The organism is Cupriavidus basilensis (assembly GCF_000876015.1).
Taxonomy (GTDB): domain Bacteria; phylum Pseudomonadota; class Gammaproteobacteria; order Burkholderiales; family Burkholderiaceae; genus Cupriavidus; species Cupriavidus basilensis_B.
Genome location: NZ_BBQM01000012.1, coordinates 565,350 through 590,598 on the forward strand (window position 1 = coordinate 565,350; position 25,249 = coordinate 590,598).

The following is a 25,249-nucleotide window of genomic DNA, read 5'->3' on the forward strand; positions in this document are numbered from 1 at the left end:
CGTCAGGCTCCCCGCGCGGCCAGCAGGCCGGCGCGCAGCACGCCGGCCACGACCTCGGCGGCGGCGGTGTTGGCGGGCATGTTCGCCATCGCCGTGATGCCGGCGGCAACCATCGCTTCCGTTGCCTCGGTCGGCGGCGCCAGTTCGGCGGCTGCGGTGTCGGCCAGCATGTCCGCCTGATGCAGGATGGCGGCGTACTTCGTCTCGCCGGTGTCGCGCACGTGGATGCGCAGGCTGGTCAGGTCGTCCACCAGCGTGTGCAGATCGGTCTTGATGGTCATTGCTGGCCTTCCCGCAGCTTGTCGATGGCGCCGGCCATGTCGCGCAGCAGTTGGCGAATGTCTGCGGGCAGCATCAGCCCGTAGAGCTTCAGCGCCTTGTCGGCGCGGTCGTAGAAAGTCTGGTCGTGCACGTGGTTCCCCTCTAGGTTGGCGCCCGGTCGGGCGCGGTTGGGGCCATTTCTGGCCCATCCATCCAGGCGGGCCGGCGCTCGCCGGTGTCCGCCGCGCTGCGCGCGCCGCTGGGGCGCGTACAGTTATTGACACGAGTCCGAGTGCTCGCGGCTGCGCCGCTGCGCTCGACCTTCGTCCATTGGTAGCGCGTCGCCGGCGCGAACACCGGCAGCGTGCGCCAGTAGGCCGCAATGCCGTCCACGACATAGACCCGCCCCACCGCCCGCACGCCCATCGGCACGCGGCGCAGCGTGAGGCCGTAACGGCCCGGCTCCATACGTTCGGCATGCGTGACCTCGATGCGCTTTCCCTCGCCGGCCACGCCGCCCATTTCGCGCGCGTACGCGGCCCAGCTTGCCGGCTTGCCCTCGGTGCGCTGCGCTGCCGCCCAGGCACGGCGAATCTCCGGGCACTCGGCCTCCGCCGGCAGGTCCGCTTCCTTCACGCGGCGCAGCTCTCGCCAGACGCCCACCGGCGCGCCGCCGAACGCCTGGAACTGACGAATGCCCCACAGCGCCGCCCACGTTTCAACGCGCTGGCTCGGCGTGATCACGTCATCGCCCAGCATGTCGGCCTGCACCACGTAGCCCTCGCCGGTCTTGTGGTCGCCCACTGCGTGGCCGTCGATGTTCTTGGCGATGTACTTGGCGATGTAGCCCACGGCGGACCCGCGCGCGCGATCGATGCGCTCGAAGCGGCAGCGGCGCCGCTGCGCGCCGGCTTCGTCGCCGCTGTCGCGCAGCGCGTGCGCGCGGATGACGCGGCACACATCGTTCACGCGGTCGGAGAACAGCAGGCCATGCCAGTGCGGGCACGCATCGTGATGCGGCTCGGCCACGCGCATGCCGAAGTAGGCAATGCCCAGGCGCGCTAGCTCGGCGCGGACCCGCGCCCACACCTTGCGCAGGTAGGCTTGCGCGGCGCGCGGGTCGGCGCTCTCGTCGTACTTCGGGTTCGGCTGGAACTTGTTGCCGATCTGGCGCACGGCATGGAACCGGCTCGGGCACGTAATGGTGAACATGACGCCCGCGAAGCCGGCGGCGTCCGCCAGTTCCTCGGCGCCCTTGAGGCGCGTCATCAGTTCGCCTCGACGCAGCGCCTTGTTGCTGACCGACTTCGCCGCCAGTTCCTCCAACGTGAAGCGGTGGCCGTGCTCGTTTTCGAGCGTGATGGCGGCCAGCGTCGCGGCGTTGCGGCGGTTCTGCGCGACGCGGCGGCGCACGGCGTCGTTGCTGGCGTACGGGTCCGACCGATAGTGCACGTAGTGCAGCCGGATGTTCGAGTGCTCGAGCGCGCGGATATGCGCGGCGCGCAGCCGGCGGCGCCACCACAGTTCGCAGCGCACGCGCGCCACGCGGTCGGCGGCGCCGGCAAAATCAGGCTGCTCGACGCCCTGGCGCTCGCACTCGGCCGCGCAGACTATCAGCGCGTCATCGGGGTCCAGGCCTGTCGTGCGCAGCAGCACATCGGCGGCGATCTTGCGCGCCTGCATGCAGATTTCGTAGTCGGTGGCGTCCGGGCGCACCGGCAGGCTGGCCGGCGCGTGCTCCGCGAGGAAGGCGGCGACGGCGCCGGCGGCGGCGCCCAGATCGAACATGTGCGGCGCACCGCCCCGGATTGCGCTGTCCCGGCCTGCCTTGTCTGCGGCCTTCAACGCGCGGTTGTACCAGCGCATCGGCACCCGCGCGCGCGCCTCCGCAAGCTCGGGGAGGCCCGGCAAGGCGGTGGCGGCGTCGCGCAGGTATCCCCACATGGATCAGTACCAGCGCGGGGTCTTGATCGCGCTGCGGTGCGTCGCCAGCACGGCGCGCGCCTGTTCCAGCGCCTCGACGGCGCGCGCGTCGCCCTCCGCGCTGCGCTTGCCGATCGGCCCCACGCTGGCCGGGCGGTGCGAGGCATGCGCGCCCTCGCGCGTGCTGCCCGGCAGGTAGGCCACATCCTCCGTGTAGCCGGCCATGCTCAAGCCCCCAGCCAATGAAAAAAGCGCGCGGCCAGCACGGCGGCGCGCGAGGGTCGGCGGAAGTATGGGCCGTCGATGGTGAAGCCGCCCAGGGCGGTGCGGTGGACGCGGGCGGGCTTCATGCGCATCCCTTCATGAAGTCAGCTTCGACGGCGGCGCCCTTATGCTGCAGCATCGCTTCCATTGCCTTTTCCATTGCGGCGGCGAACATGCGCGCCTGGCGCATCGCATCTTCGCGCGTGATGCCCCGATAGCCCATATATCTGAACTGCGCTTCTACCCCTGCGCCTTCGACCACCACATGCCCGGTGTTCCCGATCAGTTCATGGTCCTTGCCGCTATAGACCCACTCGGAAATTTGTAACGACATGTCACACCCCTTTGCCCCCTACCCTGTTGCGGAATACCCCGTTGGGGAGGCGCGCCGCCTGCCGGCGGATCAGGCACGGCCCTGGCGGGTAGGGTTTCCAGGCGGCGGCGCGTCTGGAACGGAATATAGTCACGTGCTTTGGACTAGTCAAGCAATTGTGACTGTCCAAGTCATATGACCTTGACAGTCAGCCGCAACTGACTATGCTGCGAAGCGGGTAGAACTTATGGGGTAGTGATGAAAACGACTCTTGATTACGTGGACGCCGTGAAGATCAAACACGATCTGCCGTCCGACTACGCGCTTGCCAAGCTGCTGGGTGTCTCGAAACAGGCCGTGAGCAATTACCGCTTGGGCAAGGGCGGCTTTGACGATTTGACCGCTGTACGTGTCGCTGAACTGCTCGACCTGAATCCGATGGAAGTGATTGCCGTCGCGAACCGCGAGCGTGCCAAGAGCGAGGACGCCCGCCGCGTATGGACCGGCCTGTTCGACCGCTTCGCCGCAAATTTTGAAGGCCTGCTAGGCATGATGGGACAGCGCCCCGCCTTGCGCGCGGCGTAGCCTAGCAGGTAGTCCCACTGGTCGGGTGATGATTATGTTAAATATGCAATCTGGGACTGAAACCCAACCCCGGCGCGGCTCGACAGAAGTGCTCGGACGTAAAGTTCGGCACTCGCAGCGCTTATACAGGCCAATAAGTAATCTAGGCAACACACTGTCCATTTGTGCAGTTCATTCTGTGCTGAGCCACTGACCTGCCTTCTTGTGCATGCCTTTTGGTCACTCGTCTGGTGTGCCACGCTGGCAAAGAAGATGAACATGTGTGTTGTGCCAATGCGTGAGCGCACCCAGGTCCTTACGTTGTGTTTTTGCTGATACGACTCGCGCACTGACATCGCTTAGGACTGAACACCACAACCTGGGCAAGTGCGAATCGATGGCGCTGGTGTATTCATGTTGCGCCCAAGCTCGATAGTTCGACAAAAGCCTTGGGGCAGCAAAACGAGACATCGGGCGAGCCTGAGCGAAACCCGTGCCGCCGCGGGGCGGAAATTACCTAGCGGCCAGATATGCGGCACGTGTATTCCACATTCCTTGCGCCTTCGCCGTCGCAAAGAAATCGGTACCATCTACGCCGATCGAACCATCGTGAAAGATTCCGTCATCTTTTGCGTGCGAGTGCTGCACCCGGGCCCTGGCCGACCGAAGCCAGCAATAGGCGGACATCGCGCCAAAAACGACCACCGCGATTGACAGCTTGGCTGTCATAGTCTTTACGTTCATTCTTCTCGTCCTTGCCCATGGCTGCGCAAGCAGACTTCAGCGTAACGCGGCCCCAGTTTCTTCGGCAACGCTGCATTGTGCCGTAACCTCGCCGACCGAAGTCGTTAGGGAGCAAGCTTCCGCGTGTGCGCCCAAACGCCAGCGCTACTTGTTCTCAAGAACTTGAAGCATGCGGACTAGCAGGCAGAGACGCTGGCATGCTCGCGATCCGGTGTCGACAGCTACGGCAGCCTTACCGAAGACGGTGATCATTCGGGTGCCTGCTGGACCACCCCGGCTAGTCGCTTCAACTCCCGCGCCCCTTTGAATCGAGCTTCGAGGATCGCGTATTGCGAGGCGGAGAGTTCCTTCGGATCGAAGTGCTGCAAGGCGCCGCGTCCTGCGAGCTCATGCGCATAGTCCGCGATGCGACCCGTCGTGGTCACTGTCTTCGCTTCGGTAAACATCTCCATCAAGCGCCGAGCCAGATCAGCACGATCTTGCTCGGATGCCACAACCACTGATATCGCTTCACGCTCGTCAAATATTGCGGCAACAGTTCCGTCAACGTTTGGCAGCGCGACTACACGCGGCACCGTCGTCAAGAAGAACTCAACTCCTAGTCCCGATGCCTTCTCAATGATCTGACGCCACAAACGCAAGCGATACGCCTCATTGAGGCCGTCTTCAGGGAAAAGCTGAGACAGGATTTCCGTACCATGATCCGGCTGAGCGTCGAGCCACTTTTCCAGGCCGCTATCCGGCGCCTCCGCGGGACCAAATGTACCGAGGGCGAGAAGGCGTCGGCACGTTTCCGTTCTGTTGGCGATAGGCATGATGCGAGCAATCGCCTGCCAGGCTTTCGTCAGGGCCGCGATCTGTTCGTCATTGCTCCAATCGATCGGCCTGATCAGCTCGGCGGCCTGATCGGCAGACACTCCGGAAGCGTTCAAGACGAGGCTATCGACGGCCTTCGGCGGCTTGGCACTCCAGGTCGAACAGGCGGCAGCAAGGATTTTCGGTTGCTGATCGGCAGGAACAATGCCGCGCTTTAGCATGTCGGCCATTGAACCCAGCATCTCCCTCCACACATCGCCAGGATAGGACATGGCAAAACTGTGCGCGTCATCGAAGATCAACTGAGGCGAATAGCTAGGGTACTGTTCGCCCGGCATTGGCCAGTTGCCAACCATGTGCGCGTGCAGGAAGGGGTAATGCCCAGGAATCGCTTTCGCTTGGCCGAACAACGTCTGTAGAGCGGGCCCGAGTACCTGAGGCGTAGCGTATTTTAGAATGGGTGCGGTACCTTCAAATACCCGATACAAATAGCCGTTCGGGTTCGCATACCGGGCTGCGATATTCGGAAGCAGTCTGTCAAGGAAAGCCTTGAGGGGCGGTTGGCCCCATGCGTCAGGGTTCCTAAAGCCATGCACGAAACGTTCGTACCGCTCCCCCACTTCCTTGCTCAAGCTCTCATTGTCCGCAATGGGTGCAAGGGCCGTGACGATGGTTGCCTGGGACGAGCTGTCTTTACCGCGAGATACGTGATACACGCGTCCGGCAAATCGCCGAGCAACCTCTTGCTCCAGGCGGTTAAGGTATCGGTTGCGCTCGCAGCATCCGACTGCCGAACGAGGTCGACCAGGCGACAGGCCGCGTCGACGGTGTCGACGTCGTCGATCCAGTAGCTGGCCAAGCCTGATATCTTCTGCAGTGTGTCGAGTTCGAGATCCTCGGCGCGCGTCTCGACGATCGCGGTGACAGTCTGCAATACCTCACTGTCATCAACCGTGTCATACGAATCGTCGTCCTGCTTGAGCCGTTGCTCGAGCGCGAGAACAAACTGTGCAATGCCATGGGCATTGGCAGTGGCGACGTGCGAGCGCGCAAGCTGCAGCGCGAGATCAGCAAATTCGCCGGAGCGCAATGCGAGAAAGCGAGACAGAAGTGACCAGGCCTCCGTTCGAGACTCGACCCCATTCGGCATGACCGCGTTCACGATGCGCACGGCACGAGATGCGGCGACGGTCACATCGAAGTTCGTCGGCCTGTCGGATCCGAGTTCGTCCGCCAAGGCTTCCAGATATCTAGCCCCCAGATCTTCGGCCAGAGTGTGGTCCGTCGAGTCCAACCATGCCTCAAGCTCGCCGAACGACAGTTGTATGGACTTGCCTACAACGGAGAGGGTGCGGTCGAGCAACCACTCGCGCAGTGACACTTCCGCCGCGGGGTCGAGCCCCCACGCCCTCCGCACCTGAAGGATAGCTGGAACCAGCTCTCGAACCGTCGCCATGGCGTCGTCTAGACTAGGCGTCTCCAAGGTCTCGAGCCGGAGTGCGAAGTTCGTGCCGACACGCAGGCAATCTCTAACCAATTGGGAGGCCACGACTGTTTGCTCGCGACCACTTGCAGCATTCATCAGCAGGATCATCTTCTTCGGCCCAAGTTGGGACCGCAGATCCAGAGAATCCACAAGTTGCCGGCAGAGCGCGCTGAGCAACTGTTGCGCCGGGGGATTGGGAATTCGCTCAACAAGCTGCGCCACCGCCCTCGCGGCATTGATTTGGCGACTACCAGACTCCTGGTCCACCCGCTCATACATGTTCAACAACATACGGGCATCGTCGGCATGCAGGGGCGCCGCATCGTTATGCCGCCCCATGCCCTCCAACACGCCGCGCGCATCGCCGGATACAAATGCGTCGTAGACTGCCGCCCCCCGCGCTCCCAGCCGTCTGGAAATGGGGTCCTCTGACAGCAGGAGCAGGCTCTGCAGCGACTCGGGCCAACGCAAGCCATAAAGACTTGCGATGTACTGCCGCAGCGGCCGATGTGCAGGCCTTACGTCGTTCGGGCTCCCGCCTTCCTCATTGGCGAGGTACTGCTCGTCTAAGAGTTGCCTCGCACTTAAAGGTTGCCCCTCTAACGTCTGACCTCTCACCACGACATCCGTGAACGACTGCAGAAAGCCGGGATCAAGTTGCAGATCGTGATAGAAGTCCGGAAAGCTTACCTTGAGCGCGCAAAGCGCCCCAAGCGAAACCGGGTGTTCCGTCACGGCGCCTTCGTACAACCCACCGCTCCGGCCGACCGGCTCACGCTCGCGTTTCGTGGCCAGCCACCATGCCTGCCCGAACGCGTTGACGATCTGCAGCGCATTGCGCGGATCCTTAACGCCAACATGGATCATCCGATCGACTATCGGTTCCAACGCAATGCCGCGCCGGGACAGATCCTCGGCAATCCCAGGAAGCTGCTGCAAATGGCGCATCGCGAACGCCCGCATGTCCTGACGTGGCGGGGGCGGAATCTCGATGCGAAACTGAAAGATGCGGTCCAGATAGCGGCGCGCATCGCTATGGTTGAACACTGTCGCGGGCAGGTCGGCGTTACGGCGCCCTTTCGCCAGCGCGTCGGCAACCTTGGCCTCGTCGCACGAGATCACGAACACCAGCCCCAAGCCCGCGGGAAGTCTCGATTTCGGGATCTCCATGAATGTGCGGACCGCGTCAAGGCCCGCGACCATCTCCTCGGCAGAAAGGCGGTCCAGGTCATCGACGAACACCACGAGGCGTTCGCACGCTGAACCGCGGCGACCATCCGGTGTGACTGCACGGCCCGACTTATAGAGCTTCAATTGCTCTAACAGCATGTCCTCGAATTGCTCGGAACTCGTATTGGGCAAGCTGACCTTCGTCACTGGACGGGTATGTGTCACAGGAAAAGGCTTCAGGTTCTTCAGCGTATAGGTCCACAGAAAGGTCAGACATGCCAGAACGACCGACCCCAGAAACGGTTCCTTGACGTCCAGCAGCTTGAATGTCAGGTATGCGAGCCCGATGAGGCCCGTTAGGGTGATACCCAATGCCGGCAGAGGGAGCAGCGATGCCTTGATCAGCTCCCACGTTACCGCCCGCCAGGGCTTGGCGATGGAAAGCGTGGTACTGACCTGACGAAACAGTTTGTCCCGAAGGTTCTCCTCCTCCCCACCTAGTTCGAGAAAAACGTGTCGTAACAGCGCCCGCTTGATATCCTGATCTTTCCCACCGAATCGCCAGGCATTAAACGTGATGCAGTGGAAGCGCTCATGGCGCGTAAGCCCGCCATCCTTCGATAGATCGTCGGCAAGCGCGGTCGTGTAAAGCTGTTTGACGCTGCTCTTGCCGGTCCCCCACCCGCCAAGCAAGCCAATGCTGAAAGGCGTTTCGTGAGCTCGCGATTCGATCAGGCTCTTCAGGGCATGGGCATAGTGCCGGTGCCCAAACGCATCTTGCTGATCCGTTGAGATTTCGCGATCCAAAGAGGACGGCATCTGGTCGTCGTAGGCCATGGCTTTTGGAGTTCGTTGTTGTGGCGCGGCATGCGAATGGAGGGACCGGAGACGCGCTGGAGTGTTCCGGCAGCTCCACGCTTCGAATGTAGCAGGCGGATGTCGTCTGCATAACCCGTCCTAGGACGGGCCGGCATAGAGAATATCGTCTAGTACCCCACGGACCCAAGGTTGCGCTTACCCATTCCCATTGATCTTCATTTTCCCGCACCGGCGATTCCGCGTGATCAGGAAGGACCCATCGGCATGCGCGCGGACGGACAGCAGCTTGCACCCGCAGGCTGGTGGCCTCGCCCAACCTGCGTCGAGAGCTATGAGGCGCTTCGCGGCCGGCCGCGCGGAACGATAGCCGAACCCGGCGCTGCCGGGGCGCCGCATTCACAGCGGCTTGTTCCAGCCGCGCCAAGCTACCCGCCATAGTCCAATGCACCGCTCGCGCAAGGACGACCCCGTGCATAGGCGCACACCATCTGCCTCAAACGGAACGAGGCCGGGTCGTACAGAGAGAGTGTCGGCGCCGGTGTGATCGTTGTTGGCAACCGGCCACTGCGGCCGCGGACCGAAGAGCGCTAGCGAGCCGTTGGCGACATTGATGAACCGCGGCAACATATGAAGCTCGGTTCTATACAAGAACCTGCCCAAAGGGGTGAGGCGCCCGGTCGTATCCACGGGAAGCGCAAAGGCATACAGCCGAACCGCCTTGCCGCCCTGACCATATGCCGACCGTCCGACCAGCACCCTTCCATCCGACTGTCGCCGGACCAACAGCCACAGGATAAGGAGCAGTGGGGAGAGGCTGGTCAGCACGGCGATGGCGAAGGTCGCGTCAAACGTCCGCGTGAGCCGCTCCTCTGAGGATATTGGGGTGGCATCCTGGCGCATTTTTTCTGCCGCGCGGCAAAGCATCAGCGCAAAAAACAACGGGGATAGCTTGCCTGGGATCTGTTCCAGTTCGGCCAGCCATTCCTCCTCCATGCGTTCATGCATTTCCGGGGACAACCGCCGCGCTGCGTGTAACACCACCTTCCGGGCCAGCCAGGGCAGCCAATCCTTCAGTTCGGCAAAAGCGAGCCCAACAAGAAACACCAGGATGCTGGTCAGGGTCAGGGCATCGCTCATACCAGCACACCTCCTCGAAGTTGGCTCAAGGCTTCTGTGGCAACGCGCGTACCGTGCGCGGTTATCCGATAGAGGCGCCGCCGGGGACGGCCCGCTTCAGTGGGGTCGGACGCCTCCCAATTGCTCGTGAGAAGTCCTGCGGCTTCAAATCGCGCCAGCAACGGATAGAGCGTGCCAGAGGATATGCCGGCTGCCTGCATCAAGGTGTAGCCATAGATCGGTGCACTGGCATGCTCCAAAAAGGCCTTCAGCACTAACAACCCGGACTGAGACATCTTCATACGCTTACCTCCTATGTTGTAAGTCTACATAGGGTCAGGGGAAAGTCAACGGGCAATTCATGGGCTCACAACCCGGCGCGAAACCCCCTAGGGGGGCATCCGTCCCGCCGAAGCATCTGCCCCCCTTTCGGCGTCGTCCAGCATTAGCTGTTTTCCCTGCACTGCTCTCTGACCGGATGACAGGTCGAAGTCCACCGTAGCGGCCCCAGGGCTCGCCCGCATGACTTCCGCACAGCGGCGGATCGGGCCGCGCACGGGTTCGCGCGGGCCGCCCGCCGGATGCGAAACAGGATGCGTAGTCCGGCCGCGCTGGTCAATACATGCCGGCCTGATCCGGTTCCCGCGCCCGCCGTGCGTCTTCCGCATGGACATAGACCGAAGTGGTGGCCAGCGGCGCGTGGCCGAGCTGGTGCTGGACCACGTCGAGCGCCACGCCGCGCGCAATCGCATGCGAGCCGAAGGTATGCCGCAGCCAGTGGGCGCTGGCCTGCGCGAGGCGGGCCGCGCCGGCAGGATCTTCGGCGGCCAGTACGTCGGCCGCCTGGGCAAAGAACCCCTTCCAGATCGCATCGAGCTGCGCCACTGACAGCTTGCCCACCCGGCCATCGGTCTTAACCCGGCCGATCAGCGGCGTCTCCGGATGCAGGCGCTCGAACGCGCGGCCCAGGCCGCGCTCAGCCAGATAGTCTCGCAGCGCCTCGATAATTGGCGCAGGCACGTGCACCTCGCGGGCCCGGGTGCCCTTCCCCACGAACGACAACGTCCACATGCCGCGCTGGTCGGCCGCCAGATCCTGCTGCCGCAGATCGCCGACGGTGACCTGGGCCTGCTCCGAGATCCGCAAGCCGGTGGCATAGGCAAAGCGCAACAGAAACTGCATCCTGGCCGTGCGGGCATCGCCGGGTGGCAGGCCCGCGACGAAGCTGCGCAGGAATTGCCATTGCGCCTCGGTAAAACTGCGCGCCACCCTGATGCGGCCCTGCCCGGCCGCCTTCGGCTTAGGCAGCAGTGCGAATGGGTTGTAGCGCAGGTATTGGGCGCTGACCAGCCAGGCGCATAGACTCTTCACGATGGTGAAGGCTTGGCGGACGCTCCCCGGTGACAGCGGCCCCTCGAACGGCCGCCAGTCGAAGCGATAGCGCGGGGTGCCGCGCGGCCCCACCCACTGCGCGGCGGGCTGCGGATCGGCCAGGAAGGCTAGGTATGCACTGCAGTCCTCGACCGTCAGATCGGACAGGGCCTTGCCGCGGGCGAAGACTGCCCACAGCAGGAAGCGTTCGGCCTGGGTGCGGTACGCGCGCCAGGTGTGGCCGCCGCTGGGCAGATGCACGCCGAGCCAGGCGTGGATGGCCATCGGGTCGGTCTGGGCGGCAATGCGCTGCTCGCTGCCGGCGGCCGCGCGGTTGTGGCCCTGCCGGCCGTCGAGCGCCGGGGGCAACAGCAACGCCTCCAGCGGCGCCACCATCGCGGCGGGCGGTTGCAGGCTCGCCAGCTCCGCCGCAGTGGCGCTGCGCCGCGGCACCAGCGCCGCCGGCGGGATGGACCCAGTTCGGTCGCGAACTCGGCGAGCCACGCTTCGATGCGTCGGACCGTGTGGGCGCCGATGCGCGCGACCTGCCGGTACCAGTGCGCCCCGCCCTGCGCGATACCGGCTTGCAGCGCGCCGAGCGTGGTCCAGCGGCGCTGGGCGATCGCGGGCGTGAACCAGCCACCGATGGCATCATCGGCCGCGGGTCGCGCGGCGAGCAGCGGCTGGAGTTGATCGAGCGCGCGCTGCTGGCGCTGGCGCCGGGCCTGGCGGGCGGTCGAGTTTTCGCCGGCCGGTGGGTGAAACAGCGCGTGCCAGACGGCCTCGCTCCAGCGGCGCGGCGGCGGGGTTGTCGCACGCTCCACGCTCCCAACACGGCTCGCGATGTCGACCGCACCGCCTTGCCCTGGCTCTCGAGTGTGTGCGGTGGCGCGGGCCGGCCGGGTTGCGGACCGGGTCGCCAGGCGGCGCACGCCGCGGGCGAGCTCCTCGGTAATCCAGTCCACGGTCGCGCGCGCCACGCGCAGGTCTTTCCCTGTATCAAGATAGCCGTCGGCCAGGCGAGCGAGATCGACGCCCTCGAGCACGCCGCGGCAAAACGCGAAGTGGTGCGGGCCCAGCAGGCGGGTCGGCGCGACCGCAGCGCGCTGGCGTCGGCGCACCGGTGCGGGACGGTCTGTGCTGCCGCCAGGAGTAGTCGTTGGCGCGTGGGAATCGGGTCGGCGGACGGCGGTGTTGGGCACGGCAAATTCAGCAATTCGGAAGGCTTCGATGGTACCCCAGTGGCGCAGTTTCCGAGCTTAAAGTTATTATCGAGATAATCATAGTTATCAAGATATAAGGATTTCTATGGCACATCAAAAAGTGCCTCGTAAGTGATGTCAAACGTCGATGCTGCGGGGCTTCTCGCGCGGCTCAAAGTCCAGCACGTATGCCGCTAACGACCCATAGGAGCCCCTCGACCGTCCGAAAAGCGGCCATTTGAAATGCAACCATTGCACGTCGCTACACTAGATTTCGGAGTTGCGCCTCGCAGGCAAGTGCAACACCAACCGATCTTGCGTCCTGCAGTCACCAAGCTGCAGGTGCTTCGAGTCGAGGCCATACAGTGCCCGGGCAAGATCGCCGCTTATCGCTGGCAACATCGACATCCGAAACTAGCTCTTCTCTTTGTCAGAATCCTTCGACGGAGAGGGCACATCTTCGTCGAATGGCGTAGCGGGACTGCCACCAAGTTGGCGACTGAAGCGCATTGCAGGCGTGTCCTCTAAATGGTGCATCGACCGCATGATTCCCGATTCGCTTACCCGACGGGACAAGCGCATAACTTCCGACTCACGGAGCGCACTTCCAAGTTGCAATGCACCCGTGGCGCGGAACTGATCTGTAAAGCGAGTGGCCTCCGCCAACGCGCCGCCTACGCTCAGTTGACCTGTGCGCTCCGATAGCACCAGATGCGCTGCCCGGTTTGTGTGGGACATAGCGTTTGTGTGATCTGCGTCCTTAGCGTCTGCCGCGTTTTTCAGCCGCTTTACCTCAGCTGCTAATTTTGCGAGCATCTCATCTTGCTCAGCAGAACGCTGCGCACTGCGTGTGGCCTCATCGATGGCCTCTTCCATCTTGGCGATAGCGTCATCCCGCTCCTTTGCATAGACGTTCTGCTGCGCAGCGCTTTCTGCGGAATAAGCCGAGAGTAGCTTCACAAAGCTCCCCATCTCGTCTGCCGCACCTGCCATTCGGTTGAATATGGTGAGAAAGTGCTCCAACACGGGATCGTCGGAGAAATTCGGATAGCGGATAGAGTGGTCGATCTCGCTCCACCCTTCCTCGAAGATCGTCCGTACTTGAACTTCGACGAACACATCGCGCTTGCCGGGTCTAGTCGACGCGACATAGTGCACCGATCTATAGCCGGCCTTGTGCTCTTGCACTGTGAGGCCGTGCTCCCTCAACGCTTCACGAAATTCATCCGAATCGCCCTCGCGCACATATGCAACAGGCTCCTCGCACAGCTTCCACTCGCGGCGAATCCCGGTGTCGATTCCGAAGCAATCTGCCTTAAAAAGATGTAGCGCACGGATTCCCACAAGATCTGTTATTACGGTGCTATAGGTATCAACAGAAATGGATTTGTACTTTTCCTGTACATCGTCCGCAGAGCACTTCCGCACAATCTTCTCAAGCAAATGTTCGACATCCTTTACTCGAAATCGGACGGAATGTACGTCGTCAATTCGTTGAATCATTCGCGCAAACATTTCTGCGGTAGTGACCAATGTCTCGTGGTTTTCCAGATGATCTTCAGCGATGGCCACAAGCACCTCCCAAACGCAACCGCTCCTATTCCAATCAGCATCGCTGATGCGATTGCGCTCTAGGAACTCCTCCATCGTGAGTTTGAACATTTCCCCTCTTCATACTTAGTATTTTGCAATGTCGCGGTCAGGCACTCCGCCCGTGCCTAAGTTATTCGCTGGCGCTTCGACGGACGTTTTACGCGATTGTACGCTCCACATCCTGTGTTATTCCTGATATGAGGTCCTCGGTGACATTCGGAAGAAATCAATCCCATTCATTGCAGCAGAGGCTAACGCGTCTTCAAGCTACATGACCTACCGCAACAAGCCATCGCATGATGCATTTACTCCACTTTAAAGCTTGCCTCGGCTAGATTCCAGGACCGTGGAGAAGACCACCAGCCTGCCAGACCATGTTCAATAGAGGGCGCCAAAAGACGTCGTAGTCCGGCGTCGTGGAATCCAGGTATGCCTCAGGCAAAAGCAGGTCTGGCATGGTTTCTGGTATCACAAAAGTTTCGAAACCATCGATGCGCAACGTCTGCCCCCCAACACCCAAAAGAGAGACACACACATACGCGGGGGGAACGATCCCGATCGCCTCTAACGCAGTCAACATTTTGGTAATCTCGCCCCTTTTGAGAGGGTCTTCATACCGGCTGATGGGAAGGTTTTTTCTATCGGCAACCGTCTTGAGCGACTGGGCAATCTCGAGGATGCCGTTTCGAAATAGTTGGGTATGAGCGATGGCGTTTCCGATGGTGTCTGTTTCAAATGAAATGGCGCCATCAAAGTTGATGGCGCCAGGATTGCAGCCGCGTGCCATGGCAAGTGGCCTCAAATGGGAGGCGGCGCACGCCTGAATCTCGGGCATTGAGAGCATTGTGGCCGGAATCATGGCCGACAACGGCACGACATGCGCCACAAACCAAGGGCCTGCGATCGGCGTCGGAGTGAGTTGCCGTTGCTTGAGCTTCTGAATTCGCTCGTCTCTGAAATCCCTCACGCGCGCGGGGAACTCATTCGCGAGCCCAAAGGCATTACGCAATGCGTGAACGTCCATGGGTTCCTTTCCGACACTCGTTCGTGCATAGAAATGGCCGTTGCGGCGGCGATGGGGAGCTGCAAAGCTCTGTGGAACTCGCAGCGCAATAAGAATTCCCCCGCTATAGGGGATGAGCTTGCTGAATTGCAACCCCGAAACACTCGGCTCCAACGTGTCTCTCAATGCGTTTGAAAGTTGTTGCAGCGCATGGTCAAGATTCTCCACACAAAGTGGAACTAGCTCGACTGCTTGTCCTCCACTTTCCTTCACGCCAAAGCAGATATCGCCGCCGATCGTGTTCGCAAACGCGCAAACGTCGGCTGCGATCTCCTCGCGCCCTCTTTGGTCGGTTGGAAGGGCAATCTTAAAGTCAATAGTCCGCGATTCTCCAACGGCGTTATCCACGAGATCGATGAAATGCTGCCCGGTGAGGTCTGAGAGATTTTTGACTGGAAGCATGGTGCTCCTCGTATGTGCCGTAGTGGGCTGATGCATCAATAGTAACTACGAGACGCTCTCGACGCGACGGCGCCGCTATTATGATCATCATCAGCCATGCTGATGGAGCTGGATGAAGCTTATATCTGGTCTTGGTCAGAGATGTTACTCGAGACAGTGGGCCCGACGACAGTCAGCGCCGGTGTCGATGCCGAACGGTAATCTGAAGGGGGCCATCTTTGCCCTGCAGTCGTTCGGGCAGAGCCAGCGCAACTATGCCGTGTGACAAATTGCCGGAGCGCACTTGCGTGGCCCACTGCCCCAAGTCGCATTGGCCAGAAGCCAGCGATATTGCGAAGAATCTCGCTCTTATTAGTTTCGGCCTCTTCAGCCGCACGGTCAATTTCTCGATTAAGGTCATCCGATAAGATGACATTGAAGCGGACGCTCACAATCTTCCTCCCCCAAACGCGCAGTTCATATGCGTTTTATACACTCTTTTCACGCATCCCGCGAAACCAATCGGCTGGAAGAAGCTATTGGCGTTGCAGTTATCTTTGGCGATCGTCTCATCGTCAAGAGGGTTAGGTGGCGAGCCCGGCGATGGCTTGCTTTGCACACTGTGACTACCTTTGTGTCGATTGCCCTCCTCCGCAACAATAGTGCGCACCATTGTTCCTACGCTCTCCAGTCTGATAGCCAAGGGTCGCGCATCGAGACACCAAAAGGTCAGCTCATTTGCCTGCACAGCAGTTCAGTGCTTGCCTACTTAAGGGAGCCGGTTAGCGGGGTATGCATAGTTTTGCGCTCGAGCACTACAGACGAAAAATCCTCTTGAGCATAACGCACCGCGTGCTGTAGCCAGGCCACACAGCGCGAGATCACACCCCATTCGCACCGCTCTCGCTGCGCCTACCCGGTCCAGCGCCATTTGATCGCGGCTGCATGTCGACATGCGGCTGCGTCGCATTTCAATGCGCGAACAAATGCTAAGTGCGTTCGCGAAATTCCAAGACAATCGAATGCCTATTCAACGACGCTGCGATCCACGCTGCATGTCATGCTCCCATCCTTGCTTAGGACTCTCAAGTTCGACCGCCGGTATCTTCATCTCGTGCTGGCAGCCTTGCCACTCGCTGTCACTGCGCCGAGCAATGCACAGTCGCCCGTGGAAGGTGGCACACTGACATACGCCCTCTCGCAAGAGCCTACGGCACTCGTCTCCTTTCTTGACACAAAGACCGACAATCGCAACGTCAGCGGCAAGATCACGGAAGGCTTGCTTCGCTACGATGCGAAGTTCAACCCCCAGCCGCTACTGGCTACGGCCTGGCAAGTCAGTGCCGATGGCCTGAAGTACACCTTCAAGCTTCGGCCGGGCGTCAAATTTCACGACGGCACCAACTTCACCGCCGAGGACGTCCGGTACTCGGTGCTTGCGCAAAAAAAGCAGGGGCCGCGCGGACGCATCACGCTGGCCAATGTGGAGCGCGTCGACACGCCTGACCCGCTTACCGCGGTCATTGTCCTGTCCAGACCGGCGCCCTTTCTCCTCAAGGCGCTGTCGTCTGCCGAGCTGCCCGTCGTGCCCGCGCATCGCTATGGTGACGGTGCGCCGCTGAGCAGCCCGAACAGCAATGCGCCTGTTGGCACCGGGCCTTTCCTATTCGAGCAGTGGGTCCGCGGCAGCCACGTGGTGCTTCGCAAGAATCCGAACTACTGGCGCAAGGGCTATCCGCACCTCGACCGGGTGATCCTGAAGTTCATGCGAGATCCGGCCGCTATTTCGACCGCGGTGGAAACCGGCGAGGTCGATGCGGCACAGGGGGTCGGACTGGCTGACCTGGAGCGGTTGGCCGCGAACCCGAAGCTGAGGACGGACGACACGTACGATGGCTTCCTCAACAACGCGTCATTCCTGGAATTCAATGTAGAGAATCCAATCCTGGCGAACGTCAAGGTACGCCACGCCATTGCACAGGCCATCGACCGCAACTTCATCCGGAACGCCATCTACTACAAGCGCACAGAGCTGGTGAACTCCCCTGTTCCGCGCGTCTTGTCTGACTACTATGACGACAGTACCTTCCAGTACCCGTTCGATGTCGCGGCGGCGAACCGGTTGCTTGACGAGGCGGGCTATCCGAAGCCGGCCACCGGCCAGCGCTTTGCCCTCCGACTGAGCTACATCCCCGGGGCGGAATTCAAGCGGACCACGGACTATCTGCGCTCGGCGCTCGGCCGCGTCGGCATCAAGGTGGAAGTCGTGGATGGCGACCTTCCCACCTTTTTGAAACGCGTTTACACCACGCGCGACTTCGACATCAATATCAACGGCCTCGGGCGCCTGTTCGACCCGACAGTGGGCGTGCAGCGGATCTACTGGGGCGACGGTGTGCGCAACCCGCTGGTCTGGATCAACGGCTCGCACTATGTCAATGCGCAGGTCGACGAGCTATTTCGCCAGGCGGCCGTGGAGGTCGACCCTGGCAGGCGCGCAAGTCATTTCAAGCAGATCCAGCAGATCGTCGGGCGCGACCTGCCGGTGCTGCCGCTTGTCACCGTTCCATTTGTCCAGGTGTACAGCGTGCGCGTACACAACCTCAATAACAGCATCGACCTGATGGCGGGCGATCTCTCGGACGCCTGGATCGAGCCGCGCAAATGAATGCCGACACCCGGGGATCCAGCATGACGACGCAGGACATCCAGCAGTCTCGCTTGCAGGCGCTGACCTTTGCGAGCGCGAGCGCACAGGCCCAGGCGCTCGCTGACGGCCACGTAACGGCTGTCGAGTTGCTCGAACACGTACTGGCGCGCATCGACCGCCTCGACGGAGCGATCAACGCCGTCGTCGTGCGAAACGACGAAGCAGCCCGCGCCGACGCGCGCGCGGCCGACGCTGCCCTGGCTCGCGGCGAACGCCAGCCGCTGCTAGGCGTGCCGATCACGGTAAAGGCATCGTTCGACGTGGCCGGACTTGTCACCAGCAACGGCAACCCCGCCTATGCCGACAACGTCGCCGCAACCGACGCGCTGGCCGTCGCGGCACTGCGTGAGGCCGGTGCCGTGATCGTCGGCAAGAGCAATGTTCCTCTCGCGCTGGCCGACCTGCAGAGCTATAACGCCATCCACGGTACGAGCAACAATCCATGGGATCTTGCACGTACCCCGGGCGGCTCGTCGGGCGGTTCGGCGGCCGCGCTGGCGGCTGGCTATGTCTCCCTGGAATTGGGGACCGACATCGGCGGCTCGATCCGCATTCCCGCGCACTTCAACGGCGTCTACGGCCACAAGCCGACCGCGGGCCTGGTCGCGCTGGGCGGCACCGGCGTGCCCTCGGGCCGCCTGGCGGACCGCGACCTGGTGGTGGCGGGTCCGTTGGCACGCACCGCCGCCGACCTGGAGCTGGCGCTCGACCTGCTGCTCAACCGCGAGCCGATCGCCGCCAAGGCCTGGAAGGTCGCGCTGCCGCCTGCGCGCCACGCACGGCTGCGGGACTTCCGGGTGCTGGTCATCGACCAGTGGCCGGGCACCGAACGCAGCCTGCACGAGCAGCAGGTGGTGGAGCGCCTCGTGGAACGCCTGCGCACTCAGGGCACGCAAGTGAGCCACATCGCCGACGTGCCGGCCGGCCTCCTGCCCGACCTGGTGCTGCAGCACCGCGTGTACCGCAGCCTGCTGGGCTCCTCGCTGGCGTCGCCGCCCGCGCAGAGCGAGGCCGCGCGCCAACGCCTTGCGGCACTCTCGCCTGATGACGACAGCGCCGATGCCGCCTGGCTGCGTGCGCCGGCCTTGCGTCATGCCGACTGGCTGCGCGACAACGAAGCGCGCTTCGCACTGCGCCACCAATGGGAGCGCCTGTTCGGACGCTTCGACGTGGTGGTGACGCCGGTGGCGCCGCTGCCGGCCTTCGCGCACGACCAGCGCGAACCGAAGGACGCGCGCACGTTCCCGGTCGAGTTCGCCGACGGCACCCGCCAGGTCCGCTTCCTCGACCTGTTCTACTGGGCGGGCCTGCCGGTGTTGCCGGGACTGCCGGCCACCAGCTTTCCGCTCGGACTCGACGCGCAAGGCTTGCCCATCAGCGCGCAAGCCGTTGGCCCTTACCTCGAAGATCGCACCACCCTGCACTTCGCGCACCTGCTGGAACAGGCCTACGGCGGCTTCGTCGCGCCGCCCGGCTACGACGAGCAGCCGGCGGGATAGGACGGCCGCCTCGCGCCGCCCGATGGCAGGCGCGCGCCGCCGCTCCGGCCACCGGGTGCCGCGGGCCGTCCAGTGCAGCGCAGCGCAGCGCAGCGCATAACGATAGTCGAACGCGTTCGTTGCCCAGGCCGCCGCACGCGCGCAACATGACCGGTTTCCTCCGCGTGGCTTATGGCCCTGCCCCACGACGCGTGCCGTGGCGAGAGCGTGCGCCGCCAGCGCGGTTGCATCTGCTTCGCCGGCCGGCGCCAAGCGGATTCGAGCGCCGACCCTTTCAAAGAGCATTTCCCCTCATGTCTTCGCAACTCCCCTCCCCCTCCGCCGCGCATGACCCGCGCCTGCGTGTCGCCGTCGACGTCGGCGGCACCTTTACCGACGTGGTGTTGCTGCGCGGCACCGAGAAGCACACGCTGAAGGTACTCACCACGCCGACGGCGCCGGAGCAAGCCGTCCTCGGCGGCGTCGAAGAAGTGCTGCGACTGGCCGGTGCCGGCTGGGCCGACGTCGACCTGCTGATCCTCGGCACCACGCTGGCCACCAACGCGCTGATCGAGCGCAAAGGCGCGCCTACCGCGCTGCTCACCACGCACGGATTCCGCGACCTGGTGGAAATCGGCCTCGAAGACCGTTTCGCGCAGTACGACGTGTTCCTCGACAAGCCCGCGCCGCTGGTTCCGCGCCACTGGCGTCATGGCGTGGTCGAGCGCACCGATGCGGCCGGCCGCGTGATCACGCCGCTCGACGAGGCGCAGGTGGTCGAGCTGGCGCGGCAGCTGCTGGCCGACGGCATCGAGAGCGTGGCCGTCTGCTTCCTGCACGGCTACGCCAATCCCGCGCACGAGCGCCGCGTGCGCGACCTGCTGCGCGAGCACGCACCCGGCCTGTGGGTGTCGCTGGCCTCGGACGTATGCCCCGAGATCCGCGAGTACGAGCGACTGTCCACCGTCAGCGCCAACGCCTACGTGCAGCCGCAGGTGGCAGGCTACCTGCGCCGCCTGCAGGAAGGGGCGGCCGCGCGCGGCCTGCGCGCCGAGCCGTTCCTGATGACCTCGGGCGGCGCCATCACCACGCTGCAGGCCGGCATCGACGAACCGGTGCGCCTGGTCGAATCCGGCCCCGCCGGCGGCGCGGTGCTCGCACGCCAGGTCGCCGAGCAGATCGGCGCCGCGCGCGCGCTGTCGTTCGACATGGGCGGCACCACGGCCAAGATCTGCTTCATCGACGACTACCAGCCGCAGGTGAGTCGCAGCTTCGAGTTCGGTCGCGTGCACCGGCACCTCAAGGGCTCCGGCCTGCCGATCCGCATCCCGGTTATCGAGATGGTGGAGATCGGCGCCGGCGGTGGCTCCATCGCGCGCGTCAACCACCTTGGCGTGGTCCAGGTCGGCCCCGACAGCGCGGGTTCCTCGCCCGGCCCGGCGGCTTATGGGCTGGGCGGCGAACTACCTACCGTGACCGATGCGCACGCCGCGCTCGGCACCATCGACCCGGCGCGCTTCGCGGTCGGCAAGGTGCGGCTGGACCCGCAACGCGCACGCGACGCGCTGCTGCGGGGCCTGGCCGCGCAAACGGGCCTCGACATCGAGCCGGCCGCGCAGGCCGTGATCGAGATCGTCACGGAAAACATGGCCAACGCGGCGCGCGTGCATGCCTCCGAGCTCGGCAAGGTGGCGGAAGACAGCACCGTCATTGCCTTCGGTGGTGCCGCGCCGCTGCATGCCGCGCTGCTGGCGCGCAAGCTGGGCGTGGCGCGGCTGGTGATCCCCAATTCCGCCGGCGTGGGTTCGGCGCTGGGCTTCCTGTGGGCACCGGTGGCTTACCAGACGGTACGCAGCCTCGCGCAGCGGCTCGATCGCATCGACCACGCGGCGGTGGACAAGCTGCTTGCCGAACTCACCGCCACCGCTGACGACGTGGTGCTGCGCGCCGCGCCGGGCGCTTCGCTGGTACGCCATCGCCAGGCCTTCATGCGGTACGCGGGCCAGGGCCACGAGATTCCCGTGGAACTGCCGGACGGCCCGTTCGACGTGGCCAGCGGCAAGGCCCTGCACGAGCGCTTCGAGGCGCGCTATGCCGCGCTCTACGGCCGCAGCCTGCCGCACATCGCGGCGGAGGCGGTGAGCTGGTCGGTCGCCGTGGAAGCCGGCGGGCGCGCGGCGCCAGAGCCGGACGAAATCGTGGCCGACGCGCACCGCGCCCAGCCCTCCGGCACCCGGCGGCTGTACGACGCGGAGACCGGGCAGTGGAGCGAGGTGCCAGTCTTCGAGCGTGCCGCGCTCGGCGCGGGCAAGTGGATCGAAGGCCCGGCACTGGTGGTGGAAGACGAGACGACCACGCACGTCATTTCGGGCTTCGAGGCGCGCGTGAGCAAGCTGGGCGCGCTGGTGCTCGACGACACCACCGCCGCGCGCCGGCAGCGCGCGCCCGCAGCCGAAGCGGAGGCCGTATGACAAACGCTGCTGGCCGTCAGGCGCTGGGCCGGCAACTGGTCTGGAGCCGCCTGCTCGCGGTGGTGGAAGAACAGGCCCAGACCCTGATCCGCACCGCCTTCGGCACTCCCACGCGCGAGGCCGGCGACCTGTCGGCCGGCGTGTTCCTGCCCGATGGCCGGATGATCGCGCAGGCCGTGACCGGCACGCCGGGCCACGTCAATTCGATGGCCGATTCCGTGCTGCATTTCCTGCGCGCGTTTCCGGTGGAAACCATGCGCGACGGCGATGTCTACGTCACCAACGATCCGTGGAAGGGAACCGGGCACCTGTTCGACGTGGTCATGCTCACGCCGGTCTTCCACGGGGATGGCGACGGCGATGGAGAAAACGGCGCGAAGCGCCTCGTCGCGCTGTTCGCCTCCACCGTGCACGTGGTCGACATCGGTGGCGTCAATGCCGGCCCCGATGCGCTGGATATCTACCAGGAGGGACTGTTCCTGCCGCCGCTGCGCTTCGTCAGCGAGGGCGTGATCGAGGAAGCGGTGCTGGACATCGTGCGCGCCAACGTGCGCGAGCCCGGCCAGGTGGAGGGCGACTTCCACGCGCTGGTGGCCTGCAACGCCGTGGGCGCCACGCGACTGCGGCGCATGCTGCGCGAGTTCGGGCTCGGCGACCTGCAGGCGCAGGGAGACTACATCATCGAACGTTCGCGGCTGGCCATGCGCGAGGCGCTGCGCGCATGGCCCAAGGGTACCTGGCACAACCACATGACGGTGGACGGCTATGACTCGCCGCTGGATCTCCATGCGGCCATCACGGTGTCGGACGACGGCATCGTGGTCGACTTCGCGGGCACCTCGGCCAGCATCGCCCGCGGCATCAACGTGCCCAAGGCCTACACCGACGCCTACACCTCGTTCGGCATCCGCTGCCTGATCGGCGCCGACGTGCCCAACAACTCGGGCTCGCTCGCGCCCATCCGGGTCGTGGCGCCGGAAGGCTCCATCGTGAACGCGCTGCCGCCCGCCGCCGTCGCCGCGCGCGCGGCGATCGGCCAGATGTTGCCCGACCTGGTATTCGGCGCGCTGCGCCAGGCGCGGCCCGACCGCGTGCCCGCCGAAGGCGCCTCGTCGCTCTGGAACGTTCGCCTGTTCGGCGGCCAGCCGATCGAGGGCGGGCCGAACGACGCTTTGCGCCGCGCGCGACGCTTCAATATCGTGAGCTTCTCCACCGGAGGCACCGGCGCGCGCCCGGGCAAGGACGGCCTCTCGGCCACGGCCTATCCGAGCGGCGTGCGCAACGTGTCGCTCGAAATCCTCGAGACGCAGGCGCCGCTGCTGTTCCGGCGCAAGGAGTACCGCCCGGACTCGGGCGGCGTCGGCGCGTCGCGCGGCGGCCTCGGGCAGGTCATCGAAATCGAGAACGCCGACGGCGATCCGATGGTGCTGTCCGCCACCTGGGACCGCGTGCGCTTTCCCGCGCGCGGCGCGCTCGGCGGCGGCGACGGCGCGCCCGGCACGGCTCGGCTCCGACACGCCGGTACCGTGCTGCGCGGCAAGGGCCGGCAGGTCATTCCGGCCGGCGAGGTGCTGGTGGTCGAGACGCCAGGCGGCGCCGGCCTTGGCGATCCCGCCGAGCGTGACCCCGCCCTGCTCGCGCGAGACATCGAGGCGGGCCTGGTCACGAAGCACGCCGCCACCCCTACCAAAGATCCCGCAGGAACCGCCGCATGAGCAAGACATCCGCTGCCAGGACACTGGCTGACGTCCCGACCAGTCCGTCCGGTCAGGCCGCCCGACCCGGCCGGCTCATCCGCCACCAACTCGCCTGGAACCGTCTGCTCTCCGTGGTCGAGGAACAGGCGCAGGTGCTGATCCACACGGCCTTCGGCACCCCCACGCGCGAGGCCGGCGACCTGTCGGCCGGCGTGTTCCTGCCCGATGGCCGGATGATCGCGCAGGCCGTGACCGGCACGCCGGGCCACGTCAACTCGATGGCCGAATCGGTCAAGCACTTCCTGCGGCGCTTTCCGCCGGACACGATGGAAGACGGCGACGTGTTCCTCACCAACGATCCGTGGAAAGGCACCGGCCACCTGTTCGACATGACGATGGTCACGCCCATCTTCCACCACGGCGAGCGCGATGACGGCGAGTCGGGGACGGCGCGCCCGGTGGCGCTGTTCGCCTCCACGCTGCACGTGGTGGACATCGGCGGCATCGGCTCCAGCCCGGACGGCCTGGAGATCTACCATGAAGGCCTGTTCCTCCCCATCCTGCGCTTCGTGCGCCGCGGCACGGTGGACCCGGCCGTGCGCGCAATCATCCGCGCCAACGTGCGCGACCCGGAGCAGGTGGAGGGCGACCTCTTCGCGCTGATCGCGTGCAACGAGGTCGGCGGCCGGCGGCTGCGCACGCTGTTGCGCGAGTTCAAGTTATCCGATCTCGAGGAACTGGGCGAATTTGTCATCGCGCGCTCGGCCCGGGCGATGCGCGACGCGCTGCGCGGCTGGCCGCGCGGGACCTGGCACAACACCCTGGTAGCGGATGGCTACGACGCGCCCATCACGCTGCAGGTCTCGGTGACCATCGCCGACGACGGCATCACGGTGGACTACGCCGGCACCTCGGGCAGCGTGGCGCGCGGCATCAACGTGCCCAAGGCCTACACCGACGCCTACACCTCGTTCGGCATCCGCTGCCTGGTCGGGCCCGACGTGCCGAACAATGCCGGATCGCTGGCGCCGATCCGCGTCGAGGCGCCCGCCGGCTGCATCCTCAACGCGCTGCATCCCGCCGCCGTGACGGCGCGCCACGTGCTCGGGCAACTGCTGCCCGACGCCGTGTTCGGCGCGCTCCGCCAGGCGCGGGCGGATCGCGTGCCGGCCGAGGGCGCTTCGTCGCTGTGGAACCTGCAGCTCGTTGGCGGCGAGGTGCTGGCAGAGGCAAGCCAGGCCGATGCCGAGGCCATGCGCCGCGGCGAGCGTTTCAACGTGATCAGTTTCTCCACCGGCGGTACCGGCGCGCGGCCCGGCAAGGACGGCCTCTCGGTCACGGCCTATCCGAGCGGCGTGCGCAACGTCTCGGTCGAAATCCTGGAAACCCAGGCGCCGATCATCTTCGACCGCAAGGAGTTCCGCATCGGCTCGGGCGGCACCGGCGCCACGCGCGGCGGCCTTGGCCAGGTGATCGAGGTACGCCATGCGCGCGAGGACGCGGCCATGCTGATCGCGGCGGCGTTCGACCGCGTGGCCAACCCCGCGCGCGGCGCGCTCGGCGGCGGCGATGGCGCGCCTGGCCGGCTGCGGCTGGCCTCGGGCGCCACGCTGCGGGCCAAGGGCCGCCAGGTCGTGCCGGCCGGCGACCGCCTGATCGTCGAGACGCCGGGCGGCGGCGGCCTTGGCGACCCCGCCGGGCGCGACCCCGCGCTGGCGGCGCGCGACCTGCGCGAGGGGCTGGTTTCGCCCGAAACCCTGGTGGCAAAGACGGACGACGACATGCCGGCCGAAGCCACCTCCTGACT

20 protein-coding genes and 1 pseudogene are annotated in these 25,249 nt (G+C 64.5%); 7 read left to right on the top strand and 14 right to left on the bottom strand.

Annotated elements, in window-relative coordinates; genetic code table 11:
• Positions 1-2 precede the first annotated feature (2 nt).
• The 5 genes from KF708C_RS10330 to KF708C_RS10345 form a co-directional block, all read right to left on the bottom strand.
• Positions 3-281 carry a hypothetical protein gene (locus KF708C_RS10330; protein ID WP_059411698.1) on the bottom strand — a complete coding sequence of 93 codons (279 nt, stop codon included), beginning with the start codon at positions 279-281 and terminating at the stop codon, positions 3-5.
• Positions 278-412, bottom strand: coding sequence for a hypothetical protein (locus KF708C_RS36885; protein WP_269432147.1), 135 nt, complete (start codon positions 410-412; stop codon positions 278-280). Before KF708C_RS36885 ends, KF708C_RS10330 begins: the two co-directional genes overlap by 4 nt.
• A gap of 11 nt (positions 413-423) precedes the next feature.
• Entirely contained in the window at positions 424-2,049 is a 1,626-nt protein-coding gene (locus KF708C_RS10335) for a replication endonuclease (RefSeq protein WP_231586427.1), read from the bottom strand.
• Positions 2,050-2,208: 159 nt separating this feature from the next.
• A complete protein-coding gene (locus tag KF708C_RS10340) occupies positions 2,209-2,409 on the bottom strand; it encodes a hypothetical protein (RefSeq protein ID WP_059411700.1) in 201 nt (66 codons plus the stop codon).
• A gap of 121 nt (positions 2,410-2,530) precedes the next feature.
• Positions 2,531-2,782: a hypothetical protein gene (locus KF708C_RS10345; RefSeq protein WP_059411701.1), complete on the bottom strand. Its 252-nt coding sequence runs from the start codon at positions 2,780-2,782 to the stop codon at positions 2,531-2,533.
• A gap of 237 nt (positions 2,783-3,019) precedes the next feature.
• Here KF708C_RS10345 and KF708C_RS10350 point away from each other — a divergent pair, with 237 nt between their 5' ends.
• Entirely contained in the window at positions 3,020-3,346 is a 327-nt protein-coding gene (locus KF708C_RS10350; RefSeq protein ID WP_059411702.1) for a helix-turn-helix domain-containing protein, read from the top strand.
• A gap of 492 nt (positions 3,347-3,838) precedes the next feature.
• On the opposite strand, the gene KF708C_RS35580 is transcribed toward KF708C_RS10350, so the two are convergent.
• The 7 genes and pseudogenes from KF708C_RS35580 to KF708C_RS37020 all read right to left on the bottom strand — a co-directional run.
• A complete protein-coding gene (locus tag KF708C_RS35580; RefSeq protein WP_156173780.1) occupies positions 3,839-4,054 on the bottom strand; it encodes a hypothetical protein in 216 nt (71 codons plus the stop codon).
• A 263-nt stretch (positions 4,055-4,317) separates the two neighbouring features.
• Positions 4,318-5,517 carry a hypothetical protein gene (locus tag KF708C_RS10355; RefSeq protein ID WP_156173781.1) on the bottom strand — a complete coding sequence of 400 codons (1,200 nt, stop codon included), beginning with the start codon at positions 5,515-5,517 and terminating at the stop codon, positions 4,318-4,320.
• Positions 5,514-8,378, bottom strand: coding sequence for a P-loop NTPase fold protein (locus KF708C_RS10360; RefSeq protein WP_059411704.1), 2,865 nt, complete (start codon positions 8,376-8,378; stop codon positions 5,514-5,516). The genes KF708C_RS10355 and KF708C_RS10360 overlap by 4 nt, the downstream gene beginning before the upstream one ends.
• Positions 8,379-8,756: 378 nt before the next feature.
• Positions 8,757-9,497: a sugar transferase gene (locus tag KF708C_RS10365; protein WP_059411705.1), complete on the bottom strand. Its 741-nt coding sequence runs from the start codon at positions 9,495-9,497 to the stop codon at positions 8,757-8,759.
• The gene (locus KF708C_RS34480) at positions 9,494-9,778 is read right to left on the bottom strand and encodes a PadR family transcriptional regulator (protein ID WP_082079499.1); all 285 of its coding nucleotides are present in this window, start codon (positions 9,776-9,778) and stop codon (positions 9,494-9,496) included. Before KF708C_RS34480 ends, KF708C_RS10365 begins: the two co-directional genes overlap by 4 nt.
• A gap of 313 nt (positions 9,779-10,091) precedes the next feature.
• Positions 10,092-11,300 (bottom strand): tyrosine-type recombinase/integrase, encoded by a 1,209-nt coding sequence (locus KF708C_RS10370; protein WP_059411706.1) that lies wholly within the window; start codon positions 11,298-11,300, stop codon positions 10,092-10,094.
• Positions 11,301-11,365: 65 nt separating this feature from the next.
• A pseudogene (locus KF708C_RS37020) lies at positions 11,366-11,494 on the bottom strand (hypothetical protein); the annotation flags it as partial.
• Here KF708C_RS37020 and KF708C_RS36390 point away from each other — a divergent pair.
• Entirely contained in the window at positions 11,432-12,127 is a 696-nt protein-coding gene (locus tag KF708C_RS36390) for a hypothetical protein (RefSeq protein ID WP_197090346.1), read from the top strand. The pseudogene KF708C_RS37020 and the gene KF708C_RS36390 overlap by 63 nt on opposite strands.
• Before the next feature lie 336 nt (positions 12,128-12,463).
• Here the strand turns inward: KF708C_RS36390 and KF708C_RS10375 are convergent, their stop codons facing one another.
• Positions 12,464-13,711, bottom strand: a complete 1,248-nt coding sequence (locus tag KF708C_RS10375; protein WP_059411707.1) for a RelA/SpoT domain-containing protein — start codon at positions 13,709-13,711, stop codon at positions 12,464-12,466.
• A 262-nt stretch (positions 13,712-13,973) separates the two neighbouring features.
• On the bottom strand, positions 13,974-15,107 hold the full coding sequence (locus KF708C_RS34490; RefSeq protein WP_197090339.1) for an AlbA family DNA-binding domain-containing protein: 1,134 nt from the start codon (positions 15,105-15,107) through the stop codon (positions 13,974-13,976).
• 1,039 nt (positions 15,108-16,146) lie between these two features.
• Between KF708C_RS34490 and KF708C_RS10385 the strand changes: the two genes are divergently transcribed.
• The 5 genes from KF708C_RS10385 to KF708C_RS10405 all read left to right on the top strand — a co-directional run bounded on the left by KF708C_RS10385 (position 16,147) and on the right by KF708C_RS10405 (position 25,247).
• The gene (locus KF708C_RS10385) at positions 16,147-17,754 is read left to right on the top strand and encodes an ABC transporter substrate-binding protein (protein ID WP_059411709.1); all 1,608 of its coding nucleotides are present in this window, start codon (positions 16,147-16,149) and stop codon (positions 17,752-17,754) included.
• Entirely contained in the window at positions 17,751-19,295 is a 1,545-nt protein-coding gene (locus KF708C_RS10390; protein ID WP_231401593.1) for an amidase, read from the top strand. Before KF708C_RS10385 ends, KF708C_RS10390 begins: the two co-directional genes overlap by 4 nt.
• A gap of 293 nt (positions 19,296-19,588) precedes the next feature.
• On the top strand, positions 19,589-21,745 hold the full coding sequence (locus KF708C_RS10395) for a hydantoinase/oxoprolinase family protein (protein WP_059411710.1): 2,157 nt from the start codon (positions 19,589-19,591) through the stop codon (positions 21,743-21,745).
• Entirely contained in the window at positions 21,742-23,460 is a 1,719-nt protein-coding gene (locus KF708C_RS10400; RefSeq protein ID WP_059411711.1) for a hydantoinase B/oxoprolinase family protein, read from the top strand. The genes KF708C_RS10395 and KF708C_RS10400 overlap by 4 nt, the downstream gene beginning before the upstream one ends.
• Positions 23,457-25,247, top strand: a complete 1,791-nt coding sequence (locus tag KF708C_RS10405) for a hydantoinase B/oxoprolinase family protein (RefSeq protein ID WP_231586428.1) — start codon at positions 23,457-23,459, stop codon at positions 25,245-25,247. Before KF708C_RS10400 ends, KF708C_RS10405 begins: the two co-directional genes overlap by 4 nt.
• Positions 25,248-25,249: the final 2 nt, after the last annotated feature.